The sequence below is a fragment of the Frankia sp. Hr75.2 genome (assembly GCF_949319125.1).
In the GTDB taxonomy this organism is placed as follows: Bacteria; Actinomycetota; Actinomycetes; order Frankiales; family Frankiaceae; genus Parafrankia; species Parafrankia soli.
Genome location: NZ_CASGGV010000110.1, coordinates 43,743 through 57,923 on the forward strand (window position 1 = coordinate 43,743; position 14,181 = coordinate 57,923).

Consider the following 14,181-nt stretch of genomic DNA (forward strand, 5'->3'; position numbering starts at 1 on the left):
CTGGCGCGGCGGGGCTGCGGCGTGGGCGTGGATGGGGGCGTCGCGTATGGGGGCAAAACGTCGCCCGGGGTCGGGGGGTCCCCGGGCGACAGGAGGATCTTTCCACCGCTGACCGCGCATGGGCAATGACGGACGGGCGTGGTCCCGTCACATTAGGACATTGGTCCTGGGTCGAAGGTCCCAGGGTGGCCCGTCACGCGTCCCTTGCTTACTGGTCAGACGGACTCTTTCACAACGGCCGGCCGCCAGAAGGCCGATTGTCGGGATGTTGATGCCGGCGCCGCCGGCCGGGCCGCGGGTCAGTGCTCGAGCCGGCCGCAGCGCGGTGCCGGCCGGAGCACGTCGAAGCGGCTCGCGTCGGGAGCCACCTGAAGGAAGGTGTAGCACCGGCCGAGCTGACCGAAGGAGGCCGTGAAGTCGATGGGCGCCGGCAGCAGCCCGTCGGCGGCGTAGTCGCGGACGGCGCGCAGCCCCTCGATGAAGCGCTCCCGGGTCGGGCACCGGCCGGCCTCGGCCAGCCCGCGCAGGAACATGTCGGTCGAGATCCAGCCGGAGAGCGCGGCCTGCCTGTTCGGCGGCTGCAGGTACGGGGCGTACCGCGTCATCGCGTCGAGGAAGGCGCGGTGGCCCGGCGTGTCGAGTTCGAACGGCTGGTAGTCGACGAAGATGTAGACGCCGCTCAGCACCCGGCCGAAGACGTCCAGCAGGCTCTGGTCGTACCCGGACGGCGAGAGGATCACCCGCAGGTTGGCCCCGGCCCCCCGGGCGCCCAGCACGACCTGGCCGAACGCGGCCCCCGTGACCGCCCCGACGAGCGTGTCGACACCGCTGTCACGCACCTGCGCGCCGACGTCGGCGAAGTCGATCGGCCCGGTCGCGTCGAGGGTGCCGACGACCCGCACCCCGGCTGCCTCCAGGCTGGCGGCCAGCTCCTCGCCGAAGGCGCCCGAGGCGGCCGAGAAGCTCGACGCGGCGATCAGCGCCGTCGTCCCCCCGCGCTCGGCGACGAAGTCACCCCAGGTCGACACCGAGGCACCGTCCGCGATCATGTTCGAGTAGCTGAACATGTTGTCGAAGGTGGTCCAGGACGCCTCCAGCGACGTTCCGGTGACCGGGATGCCGCGGCTGTGCAGGAACTCCGCCGAGCCGGACGCGGCCGTGGTGGACTCGACGATCCCGAACACCTGGTGCTGGTCGACGAGCATGCGGGCCGCGGTCTCGTTGACGCTGGGCTGCGATTCGTCGTCGCGCCACGAGTACTCGATGCTCCGCCCCTGGACGCCACCGGCCGCGTTCGCCACCCCGAGCCGGGCGTCGACCCCGGCCCGGAACGGGTCGAACAGCGACGCCGCGTTGCCGGTGTTCGGGAACAGCAGGCCGAGCCGGACCTCGTCCGCCGTGACCCCCGGCACGGGCGGGCACGAGGCACCCGAACCGTGCGAGTCCGTGGCATCGGACGAGTCGTTCCAGGACACGCACGAGACACACCCGGCGGCCACGAGCAGCGCCGCGAGCACGATCGGCAGGGTCCGGAGGCGAGTCCGCAGGCGCGTGAACAGGTGCGTCCGTTGACGGCTCGCCAGGTGAGGCCGGCGCCGTGTGCGCCGGCGGCGGACGGCGGCGGACGATCCGCCTGCCGTCTCCGTGACCGGTGAGATGCGCACAGCACCACAGTGACCCAGGACGGTCACCGCACCACAGCTATCCGTTGTTTCTGTGAAATTCGACCGTTGGGTCAGCCGGGACGCAACTTTTTGGCAAGTAGCTCGGCGAGGTGATAAGCAGTCCGGCCACCGAGCTGGGCGGCCTGCGTGCGGCACGAGAAGCCGTCCGCGAGCAGCACCGTGTCCTCCCCCGCCGCGCGCAGGGCGGGCAGCAGCGCCCGCTCGGCGACGGCGACCGAGATGTCGTGGTGCCCACGCCGCATCCCGAAGTCACCGGCCAGGCCGCAGCACCCCGCCAGGGTCTCGACCTCCGCGCCGGCGGCCCGCAGCAGCGCGCTGTCGGTCTCGAAGCCCATGACCGCGTGCTGGTGGCAGTGCGGCTGCGCGAGCACCCGCACGCCGTCCAGCCGCGGAAGCCGCCACCCGCCCGCGGGGTTCCTTCCACCGGCCGGGTTTCCGCCGCCGGCGGGGCTCCTGGCCGGGCGCCGTTCGGGGCCGCCATCCTGGGTCAGCAGCTCGGCGAGCGTCCGCACGCCCGCCGCGAGCGCCTCGGCCCGCCGGTCTCCGGGGAACAGCTCGACGAGGTCGTCCCGCAGAACAGCCGTGCACGACGGCTCCAGCCCCACGATCGGGATCCCGCTGAGCGCGTAGGGGGCGAGCTGGTCGAGGGCCCGGCGCAGGCGGCGCCGCGCCCCGTCCAGTTGGCCGGTGGTGATCCAGGTGAGGCCGCAGCAGGCGGGCCGTCCGCTCGGGATCAGTACCCGGTGGCCGGCGGCGGTGAGGACCTCGACCGCCGCCCGCGCGGCGCCGGGCGCGAACGCGTCGGTGAAGGTGTCGACCCACAGCAGCACCGGTGGGTCCGTCCGGTCGCCGGTGGCGGCCGGCGCGTTCCGGCTGGTTCGCCGCCACCAGCGGTGGAACGGCTCCGCGGCGAACTCCGGCGCGGCGCGGCGGGCGTCCAGACCGCCGAGCCGGAACAGTGGACGGCGGATCGCGCCGGTGCGCAGCGCCGCGTTGACCACCCGGGGCGCGCGCCCGGCGAGACGCGTCCACCGGGGCAGCCAGCCGAGGGCGTAGTGCGCCGCCGGTCGCGGGCGACGGCGGTAGGCCCGGTGCAGCACCTCGGACTTGTACCGGGCGACGTCGACACCGGCCGGGCAGTCCCGGGCGCAGGCACGGCACGACAGGCAGAGGTCGAGCGACTCGCGCACCGCCGGATCGCGCCACTCCCGCCGCGCGGGCGCGGGGATGGCCGGCGCACCACCCGGGCCACCCGGGCCGGCGGGGCCACCGGCGGCAAGCTCCTGCAGGACCCGCGCGCGGCCCCGGGTCGAGTCCTTCTCGTCCCGGGTGGCCAGGAAGGACGGGCACATGAAGCCCCCGGACGTGGACGTGTCCGCCCGGCACTTCGCCAGGCCGACGCAGCGGTGCACGGCCTGAGTGAGGTCCCCCGCGTCCGCGGTGAGCGCGAAGCTCCCTTCCACCCGCGGCAGCGGACGGGCCCGCGGGCGGCGCAGGTCGGCGTCGAGCGGCCGTGGGCGCACGACGACCCCGGGGTTCATCAGGTCGTCCGGGTCGAAGATGTGTTTGAAGGCGGCGAAGGCCGCCAGAGCGTCCGGCGAGTACATGATCGGAAGCAGCTCGCCGCGGGCCCGCCCGTCCCCGTGCTCGCCGGTCAGCGAGCCGCCGTGCGCGACGACCAGGTGCGCCGCCGCGGTGAGGAAGGTCCGCAGCCGGCCGGGATGCTCGGCGAGCGGGAAGTCGATCCGCACGTGCACGCAACCGTCACCGAAGTGACCGTAGGCGACGCCGTCCAGCTGGTGGGCCCGCATCAGCTTGCCGAACTCACGCAGGTAGGAACCCAGGTTGGCGGGCGGGACGGCGGCGTCCTCCCAGCCCGGCCAGGCCGGGGCCCCGTCCGGGGTGCGCCCCGCCAGGCCCGCCCCGTCCTCCCGCAGGCGCCAGAGCGCCGCGGCCACAGGCCCGGCCGGCAGCACCATGGACGCCCCCGCTCCCGCGTCGGCCACGACCGCCGCCGCCGCGGCCGCGGCGTCCGACCCGGTCGGCCCGCCGACCTCGACGAACAGCCAGCCGCCGCCATCGGGCAGCGTGGGGACGGTGCCGCTCCCCCGGTGGCGGCGCACCCCGTCGACGAGGCGGGCGTCCATGCCCTCGACGGCGAGCGGGCGGTGGCCGAGCAGGCCGGGGACGGCGTCGGCGGCGGTCGCCATGTCCGGGTATCCGAGCACCGCGAGCGCGGTCGCGGCCGGTACCTCGACGAGCCCGACCGTCGCGCCGAGCACGACGGCGCAGGTGCCCTCGGTACCGACGAGAGCGCGCCCGAGATGGGCACCGCGCTCGGGCAGCAGATGTTCCAGCGAGTAGCCCGAGATCTGCCGGTCGAACCGCCCCAGCTCCGTCCGGATCACTCCGAGGTTCGCGTGGACGAAGGTGTCGAGCCCCGGCACCACCGGCCCGGCAGGCGATCCGTTGCCGGACGGTGGCGTGCCTGTCGCCGCGGCGGTGGCGGCGAAACGGCGGCCCGTGCCGTCCACGACGTCGAGGGCGACGACGTTGTCGGCGGTCCGCCCGTAGGCCACCGCGCGCGCCCCGCAGGCGTTGTTCCCGATCATGCCGCCAAGGGTGGCGCGACCGTGGGTGGACGGGTCGGGGCCGAACCGCAGCCGGTGCGGGCGCGCGGCGGCCTGCAGGTCGTCCAGCACCAGACCGGGGGCGACCTTGGCGGTTCTGGAATCCGGGTCGATGTCCGGAGTTCCGGTGAGATGCCGACTGAGGTCCATGACGACCCCGGGGCCGACCGCGTTGCCGGCGATGGACGTCCCCGCGCCGCGCACCGTCAGCGCGGTGCCCGTCTCCCGGCAGACCGCGGCGACAGCGAGGACCTCGTCGACGTCGCGCGGCAGGACGACGACCTCGGGGGTGACCCGGTAGTTGGAGGCGTCCGAGGAGTACTCGGCGCGCCGCCGCGCCGAATGATCGACCACCGGTGCCGTGCCACCCGCGGTGCGGACCACGGCGGATCCGGTGGCCGCGCGCAGCCGCGCGACCAGCTCCCGGGCCTCAGCCTCGCCCCGTGCCGCTGCGCTCCCGCTCCCGGCCGGCCGGGAGCGGCCCAGGCCCCGGCCCCGGTTCCGGCCCAGGGCGGGCTGGGCGCGGGTCGTCCGCTCCGCCCGGGAGCCCCCGGGCAGATCACCGTCGCGCATCGCGCCTCCCGTCCGCACCGAACCACACCGAGGGCCGGCCCGACACCGAGACGGCCCGTTATCGGGGCGGCCCGGCCCTCGGTAGCTCTATCCCCTGTACGCCCAGGTCGTCCCCGCCCCCGGTCGAGTCCTTCGAGTGGTGCCGCGGGCGAGGGGACGTGTCCAGGTGTTGTCGTCTCGCTGGTGAGCCGAGATCTGTCGTAGGTCTGGGAGACGATCCCGACGTACCACCGGATCATGCCGGCCCAACCAGGCGATCATCGAGTGTCTACGGGAGGTGCACATGTCGTCCAAAGCTCCGCCCCCGACCGGCCTGGCGGCCGGCCCTGGCGCCGCCGGAGCTGGCGCCGACCACGGTGATGGCTCCGGTGCTGCCGGTGGCCGCCGCGGGGCGGATCGCGGCGCCCCACTGGTCCCCACTCTCATGGCGCTCCTTCTGGCCCGTCTCACCGCGAGCCGCACGGCGCGGCGCGGGGTCCGCTTCTTCGACGACCAGGGCGGCCGGCTGGTGGCCATCGTCGCGCTGGATCTCGTCGGCGCCGTGTCCGTGGCCGTCACGCCGTTCGTGCTGCGCGCGGTCGTCGACGACGGGCTGATCGACCAGTCCGCCACCCAGGACAGAACCGCGCTGGTCGGCCAGGTCACGCTGCTCCTGGCCGCCTTCCTTCTCCAGGCGTTGCTGGGCGCCGTCTCGACCCTCGTCGGTTCGGGTGTCGGTGAACGGGTGCACATGCGCGCGACCGTCGCGATCCACGACCAGTTGCTCCGGCTGCCGTTCTCGTTCTTCCCCGGCCAGCGGCACGGCGACGTCCTGACCCTGTTCGGCGGGGACATCGCCGAGGTCCGCAGCGCGGTGTCGCTCTCCGTCCCGCGCGCGATCAGCGCCGGGGTCACCGCGGTGGTGGGCGTGGTGAGCATCGTCCTGCTGGACTGGCGGCTCGCGCTGGTCGCCGTGCTCCTGTCTCCGCTGGTCTTCGGCCTGATGACGCTGGGCCGGCGCCGCGGACGCGAGCTGACCAGGGAGCACATCAAGCTGCGCTCGGCGCACTTCGCCCTGATCACCGACACGACGAGCGTGTCGGGAGCCCTGCACGTACGGCTGTTCGGGCGCAGCATGTACGAGTCCGGCCGGCTGGCCACGATCGCCGACCAGACCCGCCGGATCTCCCTGAAGCGGATCAGGGTGTCCGCGCTGGCGCAGCTCATGTCATCGGCTGGTGCAGCGCTCGCCATCGTCGCCGTGATGAGCGTCGGCATCTGGCTCGTCAGCACCCAGCGCGCGACCGTCGGAACGCTGGTCGCGTTCGCGAGCGCGCTGCTGTTCGCCTACCGCCCGGTCACCGGCCTGGCCGAGAGCCGGGCCGACCTGATCGAGGCCGGTGTCGCCTTCGACCGGATCTTCGGGCTGCTCGACCTGGTGCCCGACCCACGGGACCTCCCCACCACCACCGCCGGGCCGGCGGGCCGGCCGGCCCCGGGCAGGTCCGCGGCGGCCGGGGCGGCGGAGTCGAGCACCGGGCTGGTCGGGGTTCCGGCTCCCCGTGGGGCCACCGGGCCGGGCGCGGGCGCGCCGGCCGCGGGGAGCGGCACGGCACCGGCCGAGGCGAGCGCGCCCACCGTCCGCGCGCCCGAGATCGTGGTGGACGGAGTGTGGTTCCGCTATGCCGGAGGCCGGCAGAACGCCTGGTCCGCCGCCGGCCGAGACGTGCGCCGCCGGTGGTGGTACGTCGCGGACGATGAGGAGGACGAGGACCAGGAACCCGAGCAGGCGGCCTCGGGTGAGGCCGCCCAGGCCGGGGAGGCCGGCCCCGCGGGCCGCTGGGCCCTGCGCGATGTCCGGCTCATCGCCGGGGCCGGCGAGAAGACGGCGATCGTCGGAGCGAGCGGCGCGGGCAAGACGACGCTCGGCTACCTCCTGTCCGGGGTGCACCGCCCCGACCGCGGCCGCCTCCTGCGCGACGACACGGACTTCGCCGACCTCACCTGGAGCGCATTGCGGGCGACGATCGGAGTCGTCCCGCAGGACCCGCACCTGTTCAACGACACGATCGCCGCGAACGTCCGCTACGGACAGCTCGACGCCACCGACGAGGCGATCACCGCGGCGGTGGTCGACTCGGGCCTCGGCCCGATGCTGGAGCGGCTACCCAAGGGCATCCGGACGAAGGTCGGTGCCCGGGGCTACCAGCTCTCGGGCGGGGAGCGCCAGCGCCTCGCGCTCGCCCGGGTCCTGATCTCCGACCCGCCGGTACTCATCCTGGACGAGGCGACCTCCCAGCTTGACGCGGCGACCGAGCACACCGTCCAGGAGGCGCTGACCCGCCTCGGGGCGGGGCGGACCCGCATAGTCATCGCGCACCGGCTGTCCACGATCGTCGACGCCGACCGCATCTACGTGATGGGCGACGGCTCCGTGGTCGAGCACGGCACCCATGCCGAGCTGATCCAGGCCGACGGCGCCTACGCGCGCCTGTACCACCGCCAGCTCCGGAAGGAGGTCACCACAGCAGGTTGAGCTGGCGGCCTCCGACCACCGGGTCACCGAGAGCGGCATCGGTGTCGGCATCGTCGGTGTCGGTGTCATCGGTGTGGGCGTGGGCGGTGTGGGCCTCGGCTTCGGTGCGACTGGTCGCCCTCGGGGCAGCGCCGGCCTCGGGTGTCGCCGGGCCACCGCGCACCGGCATCCGATGCAGGACGCCCGGGAGCTCCCCGGTGTGCACCACGGTGAGCACGCGGGTGGCCCGGGTCAGCGCCACGTAGAGATCCGCCAGGCCCCGGGTCGGGCCGGCCAGGATCTCGGCCGGTTCGACGAGGACCACCGCGTCGAACTCGAGGCCCTTGGACTCCGCGACGGTGAGGACGGCGACGGGCGCGTCCAGCAGCAGGTCCGCCTCCGCCGGCTCCCGGGTCCCGGTCGGGCGGTCGTCCGGGTCGTCGGGCTGCCTCGGCAGCGCGAGCTGGGGCACGGCAGCGCGCAGGGCGGCCCGGATCGCCGCGGTCCGCCCCGGCGGGCAGATCACGGCGACCCGCCCCCCGGCCGCCTCGCCCGCGGCCCGCACGGACTCGTCGACCACGCCCCGCAGGAGCGCCTCGTCGGCGGACGGTATCCGGACGGCGTCCGGGCGCCGGCCGGCGGAGCGGACCGACAGGGGCGGCGCGGCCGTGGGATCGGCCGCCGTCAGCACGTCGGCCGCGACGTCCATGATCTCGCTGGGGGTACGGTAGTTCACGGTGAGCCGCTCGACGGTGTAGTGGGCGCCGACAGCCGGACCCAGCAGTTCGCCCCAGCTCTCCGGCGGCCGCGGGCGGGCCGCCTGGGCGAGATCCCCGACGAGCGTCGCGGTGCGCCCCGGGCAGCGCCGCCAAAGCAGGCGCCACAGCATCGGCGAGACCTCCTGGGCCTCGTCGACGATGAGGTGGCCGAACGTCCAGGTCCGGTCCCCGGTCGCGTACTCGGCGGCGCCGCGGCGCTGGCGGGGTGCGGTCCAGCGCTCGGCGACCGTGTCGGCGTCGAGCCGGTCGTCGAGGCCGAGCATCTCCAGCACGCCGCGGGCGTACTCCCGCTCGGCCGCGCGCTCGGCGGCGGCGCGGCGCGCCTCGTCGAGGCGGGCGGCCTCCTCCGGGTCACCGAGCAGCTCCGCGGCCTCGTCCAGCAGTGCGACATCCGCCGGAGTCCAGCGGATCCGGCCGGTTTCGGCGGAGCGGGTTTCGCCGGAGCGCCGCGCCGGCGCGTCCGCCGGGCCCTCGCGCCGCAGCAGGGCGCGTTCCTCGGCGGTGAGCCGGGTACCGGCGGCCCGGGCGAGGAGCTCCGGCGAGGCGTACAGGTCGGCCAGCAGGCGGGCCGGGGTGAGCAGCGGCCACAGGTCGTTCAGGGCCCGCCGCACGCCGGGGTCCGCCCACAGATCTGAAGTGATCTCCGAGCGCTCCTCGGGCTCGAAGAGGCCACCGGGCAACCGGGAGACCACCTGGTTCGTCAACGCGCCGAGCAGCTCGCGGATGAACACGCGGCGCGCGGAGTTGTGCGGGCGGCGGCTGCGGCGGGCCCGGGTCCTGGCCCGGACAATGGTGTCGCGGTCCAGGTGCAGGTCGTGCTCGTCGTGGCGGATCCGCACCCCTCGGCCGGGTGCCCGCTGGCGGTCCCGGACCGCGCCGGCGATGACGTCGGCCATCCGTGCGTCGCCCTTGAGGGACGCGGCGGCGACCTGGTCCTCACCGGTCGCGTCCACACCGGGGAAGAGCCGTCCCGGGGTCGCGAACACCACTCCGGTCTCGCCGAGGGAGGGCAGGACCTGCTCGATGTAGCGGAGGAAGACGGGGCTGGGGCCGACCACGAGCACCCCGGACCGGACGAGCCGGTCGCGATCGGTGTAGAGGAGATATGCGGCACGGTGCAGCGCGACGGCGGTCTTGCCGGTGCCCGGCCCACCGTCGACCACCAGCACCGCGTTCGCCGCCGCCCGGATGATCCTGTCCTGTTCGGCCTGCAGCGTCGAGACGATGTCGTGCATCCGGCCCGTGCGCGGGGCGGACAGCGCCTCGAGGAGCATCGTGTCCCCGGTCGCGCCGAACCCGGCCTCGGCGCCCGCGCCGGCTTCGGGGGCAGCATCGCCCTCGGCGGCCCCCGAAGCCCCGTCGGCGGCGCCGGCCTGCGCGAGGTAGGCGCGGGGGTCGAGCGGGTCGTCGGCGAGGCCGGTGACCCGCCGACCGCGGGTGCGCAGGTGGCGGCGGCGGGTCAGGCCACGCGGATCGGCGATGGTCGCCTGGTAGAACGCGGTGGCCACGGGCGCCCGCCAGTCGACCAGGATCGGCTCCTGCTCCTGGTCGGTCAGCCCGATCCGGCCGATGTAGGTGCGCCCCCCGGCCGCGTGGTCCATCGCGCCGAAGCACAGCCGCCCCTCGGCGGCGTCGAGCCGGGCCAGCCGGTCGGCATGCGTCGCGGCGAACACGTCGCGTTCCACGATCGACTGCGGCGTGCCGGTGCCAGCCTCGAGCAGCACCTGTCGGAGTTGTCCTTTGGTGGTCTCCCGGACCTCGTCCAGCCGGCCGTAGAGGGTGTCGACGTAGGCCTGCTCACGGGCGAGCTCTCCGTCACGTGTCGTCGGCACCGGATGTCCCTTCGGGTCGGGTGGCGGGAGGCGGGTCGGGAGGAGGTCCCGGTGCGGGTACACGGGCGCCAACAGCCCACCACACCCGGATCATCCCGCCCGCCGAAGCGCACACCACGACGTGTCCCGCTGTCGACCTGCCGCGTCTCCCGGATGGGCGCCTTCGCCGGCCACGGCGCCGGCCGCTCCCCGGGAGGTCGCCGGGCCAACGCTGGCCCGGCACCAGCCGACCCCGAAGGACGGCACGCGGCTGCCGGTGGACGGATCGAGCGCGGATTCTCCTCGGCCACCCAGGCTACGTCCAGCTCGGCGCCGCGCGGCCGACGGCCGGGGTGACGGTCGCCGTGCCCGCCGTGCGGCGGAGCCCGCCGGGCCGCGTTCAGACGTGCGCCGGTGCCAGCTCACCGACGAGCGCGGACTCGAAAGCCGGCAGATCACCCGGCCGCCGGCTGCTGATCAGCGGATTGGGCCCCGACCGGCAGATCACGACCTCGTCGTCGACCCAGGTGGCACCGGCGTTGCGCAGGTCCGTCCGCAGACTCGGCCAGCTCGTGACCCGCCGGCCCCGGACGACGTCGGCCTCGATCAACGTCCACGGGCCGTGGCAGATCACGGCCACTGGAAGACCACGGTCGAAGAAGGTCCGGACGAACGGCACGACGCCCGGCTGCCAGCGCAGGGTGTCCGGATTGGCCACCCCGCCGGGAAGCACCAACGCGTCGAAGTCACCCGGGTCGGCGCCGGTGACCGTCGCGTCCACCGGGAAGGTGTCGGCACGGTCGAGATGGTGGAACGCCTGGACCGTCCCCTCCTCCGTCGAGACCAGGACCGGGGTGAACCCGGCGTCGCGCACGGCCCGCCAGGGTCCGGTCAGCTCGACCTGCTCAACGCCTTCCTTCGCGGTGAGGAACGCGACCTGGCGCGCGGTGTCCGCACGGCGGCCCGCGTCATGACCGAGATTCGTCATGCTGTTCACTCCCTCGCTGAGGTCCGTTCAGCGGCCTGGGCCCCGGTCCCGGGCAGCCTGTCCGTGGTGCCGAGGCCGTCACCCGCCGGGGGCCGCCGCCTGCCGCACGTCGTCGGCGTCGTGCTCGAGCCGGGTGCGCACCAGCGCCGCGACGAGGCGCGGTACGTCCTCGCGTTCGACGAGGTCGCTCAGGTCCCGCGGGTCGGTCGGCAGGCCCAGCTCGGCCGCCGCCGCCAGCGCCCGCTGGTCCGCGTAGGGCACCAGCTCGTCCCAGGCGGCCTGGGCCTCGCGCAGGAAGATGTCCGCGCCGACCGGCCCTATCCCCTTGATCTTCTGGAGCAGGACCCGCTCACGGTCCGGGGTGCGCTCCGCCGCGTCGCGCAGGCGCCGGATGTCGCCGTCGTAGGTGTCGAGCAGGTAGGCGCAGGCGTCGCCGAACGTGCGCGAGGTGCTCTCGTCGTAGCGGGCGTACCCGCTGCGGTTGAGCACGCGGGCCCGGTCCGCCCACGACGCCTCACCCAGGGCGGCCGCGGACGTCCACCCCTGCTCACGCAGCGCACGGAACGCGCCGACGGCGATCGGCGTGCGGATGCGGGCGCTCGCGAGCAGCGCGAACACCAGCAGTCCGAACATCGACTCAGCCGTGTCGGCGGGGACGTCGACGTCGATCTCCTCGGCGTACGTGCGGCCGTGCCGGGCGAGCAGCTCACGCACGATCGCACCGGTGTCAGTTCCAGCCATGAGACTGGGCTACCCGCGACGGTCCCCCGCACTCCCGGGCCGCCTGCCGGCGCCGCGCCAGCGCAAGGGCCGGCACCGCGGCGGCCCGCGGCGGCCCGCGGTCGGAATCACCGGCGTGCTAGGCGAAGGCGAACTCCCGGATCAGGCGGACGAGCTCGTGCGGGCGATCGCTCTGCACCGCGTGGCCGGCGCCGTCCACCACGACGGAGCGCAGCGCCGGCAGACGGCGGTGGAACTGCTCGACGTCGTCATCATGGACGAACCGGGACAGCGCCCCGCGCACGAGCAGTAGCGGGACAGTGATCGTGTCCACCTCCTCCCACAGGCTGTCCATGCCGGTCACCTCGGTCGTCGCGCCGGGGCCGCCCAGGTCGTAGCGCCACGCCCACCGGCCGTCGGCGCGCTGGTAGGCGTTGTGCCGCACACCGCGGCGGACGCCCGAGGCCGGCCGGTTCGGGCTGAGCCGGACCGCCGCGTCGGCCATCTGCTCGAACGAGTCGTAGGTGGGCTGGCCGCCGACCAGTGCCACCGCGCCGCGCTCCGCGGTGTTCATCGCCCGGCTCCGGTCGGCCGACTGGGGGGTGACGTCCACGATGACCGCGCGCCGGCACAGGTCGGGCCGGGTCGCGGCGAGGTGGATGGTGGTGGCGCCCCCGAGGGACATGCCGACGATGACCGCCGCGTTCGGCGCCAGCTCACCCAGCGCCGTCGCCACCGCCGCGCCGCTCGCCCACGGACCGTAGTTCCGGTCCGGACGCCGGAACGACCGGCCGTGACCGGGCAGGTCGAAGGCGATCGCGGGCCGGCCGAGGGCCAGCGCGACCGAGTCCCAGGTATGGGCGTTCTGACCGCCGCCGTGCAGGAACACGATCTCCGGGTCGGCCGTCCCCCATCGGATGTGGCTCAACCGCCGCCCGGGTTCGACCTCCACGTGGCCGCGGGTGACCTCCGGCCGGCCCTGACGGGGGATGCCCAGCTCCTCGGCGTTCTCGTGGAGCAGCCCGAACTCGTCGTAGTCGTCGCGCTCGTAAGCCTGGTCGTGGTTGTGGTCGTGCTCTTCGGCGTCCAGCGTGCTGTTGATGTTCGGCAGATCGGCCATGATCCCGCCTCGCTCTCGTCACCGCCTGTTCGACCGCCCGGCACCGCCCGACGCGGCGGCCGACGGATCGTCAGGGGAGAATGTAGGACCCATCGGCGCGACACGTACCGGTCCGGACGGCCGGGGCAACGATCCGGACGGCCGGGGCAACGAGAGGAACCCATGAGCGGCTTCAGCCTCGACCTCACCGACGAGCAGACTGAGCTGCGGCGGTGGGTGCACGGCTTCGCCGCGGACGTCGTCCGCCCGGCGGCGGCCGAGTGGGACGAGCGGGAGGAGACTCCCTGGCCGGTGATCCAGGAGGCCGCCAAGATCGGCCTCTACAACTTCGACACGCTGGCCACGCTGTGGGCCGAGGAGACCGGCCTGGGCCTGCCACTCCTCTCCGAGGAGCTGTTCTGGGGCGACGCGGGCATCGGAATGTCGATCATGGGAACGTCGCTGGCGGTCGCCGGGATCGCGTCGGCCGGCACGTTCGACCAGCTCGGCGAATGGGTGCCCCAGTGCTTCGGTGACGCCGCCGACCCGAAGGTGGCCGCGTACTGCGTGTCCGAGCCCGAGGCCGGCTCGGACGTCTCGTCGATGCGGGTCCGTGCCCGCTACGACGAGGCGACCGACGAATGGGTGATCAACGGCCAGAAGGCGTGGATCACGAACGGCGGCATCGCGAACGTCCACGTGGTCGTCGCCTCGATCGACCCGACGCTGCGCGGCCGCGGCCAGGCCGCGTTCGTCGTCCCGCCCGGCACCCCCGGGCTGAGCGGGAACAGGAAGATCAAGAAACTCGGCCTGCGGGCCTCGCACACCGCCGACGTCTTCCTCGACGACGTCCGGGTGCCCGGCCGGTGCCTGCTCGGCGGCAAGGAGAAACTGGACGAGCGGCTCGCCCGCGCTCGCGAGGGCTCCCGCTCCGCCGGCCAGGGCGCCCTGCAGACCTTCGAGATGACCCGCCCCACGGTCGGCGCGCAGGCGGTGGGCATCGCCCGGGCCGCCTACGAGTACGCGCTGGACTATGCCCGCCACCGCGAGCAGTTCGGACGTCCGATCATCACCAACCAGGCCGTCGCGTTCGCGCTGGCCGACATGCGGATGGAGATCGACGCGGCCCGCCTGCTCATCTGGCGCGCCGCGTGGATGGGCCGCAACGAGCGGCGCTTCGAGGCCGGGGAGGGCTCGATGTCGAAGCTCAAGGCCGGCGAGGTCGCGGTGTGGGCGACCGAGAAGGCGGTGCAGATCCTCGGCGGCGCCGGCTACAGCCGCGAGCACCCGGTGGAGCGCATGTACCGCGACGCCAAGATCTACACCATCTTCGAGGGGACCTCGGAGATCCAGCGGCTCGTGGTCGCGCGGGCCATCTCCGGAATGCGCCTCTCCTGATCCG

General features: G+C 74.4%; 8 protein-coding genes. 2 read left to right on the forward strand and 6 right to left on the reverse strand.

Features of this window, described 5'->3' with window-relative positions:
• Positions 1-299: 299 nt before the first annotated feature.
• Together AC559T_RS09600 and AC559T_RS09605 are read right to left on the reverse strand one after the other, a co-directional pair.
• The gene (locus tag AC559T_RS09600; protein ID WP_498868506.1) at positions 300-1,664 is read right to left on the reverse strand and encodes an ABC transporter substrate-binding protein; all 1,365 of its coding nucleotides are present in this window, start codon (positions 1,662-1,664) and stop codon (positions 300-302) included.
• A gap of 71 nt (positions 1,665-1,735) precedes the next feature.
• Positions 1,736-4,888 (reverse strand): FAD-binding and (Fe-S)-binding domain-containing protein, encoded by a 3,153-nt coding sequence (locus AC559T_RS09605; protein ID WP_498868507.1) that lies wholly within the window; start codon positions 4,886-4,888, stop codon positions 1,736-1,738.
• 424 nt (positions 4,889-5,312) lie between these two features.
• Between AC559T_RS09605 and AC559T_RS09610 the strand changes: the two genes are divergently transcribed.
• The gene (locus AC559T_RS09610; protein WP_498868508.1) at positions 5,313-7,403 is read left to right on the forward strand and encodes an ABC transporter ATP-binding protein; all 2,091 of its coding nucleotides are present in this window, start codon (positions 5,313-5,315) and stop codon (positions 7,401-7,403) included.
• Here AC559T_RS09610 and AC559T_RS09615 read toward each other — a convergent pair.
• The 4 genes from AC559T_RS09615 to AC559T_RS09630 all read right to left on the reverse strand — a co-directional run bounded on the left by AC559T_RS09615 (position 7,387) and on the right by AC559T_RS09630 (position 12,800).
• Positions 7,387-9,993, reverse strand: coding sequence for a HelD family protein (locus AC559T_RS09615; protein ID WP_498868509.1), 2,607 nt, complete (start codon positions 9,991-9,993; stop codon positions 7,387-7,389). The genes AC559T_RS09610 and AC559T_RS09615 overlap by 17 nt on opposite strands.
• 379 nt (positions 9,994-10,372) lie before the next feature.
• The gene (locus AC559T_RS09620) at positions 10,373-10,960 is read right to left on the reverse strand and encodes a type 1 glutamine amidotransferase domain-containing protein (protein ID WP_112105993.1); all 588 of its coding nucleotides are present in this window, start codon (positions 10,958-10,960) and stop codon (positions 10,373-10,375) included.
• 78 nt (positions 10,961-11,038) lie between these two features.
• Entirely contained in the window at positions 11,039-11,701 is a 663-nt protein-coding gene (locus tag AC559T_RS09625) for an HhH-GDP family DNA glycosylase (protein WP_071066595.1), read from the reverse strand.
• A 118-nt stretch (positions 11,702-11,819) separates the two neighbouring features.
• Positions 11,820-12,800 carry an alpha/beta fold hydrolase gene (locus AC559T_RS09630; protein WP_112105975.1) on the reverse strand — a complete coding sequence of 327 codons (981 nt, stop codon included), beginning with the start codon at positions 12,798-12,800 and terminating at the stop codon, positions 11,820-11,822.
• A 162-nt stretch (positions 12,801-12,962) separates the two neighbouring features.
• Here AC559T_RS09630 and AC559T_RS09635 point away from each other — a divergent pair, with 162 nt between their 5' ends.
• Positions 12,963-14,177, forward strand: coding sequence for an acyl-CoA dehydrogenase family protein (locus AC559T_RS09635; protein WP_498868510.1), 1,215 nt, complete (start codon positions 12,963-12,965; stop codon positions 14,175-14,177).
• Positions 14,178-14,181: the final 4 nt, after the last annotated feature.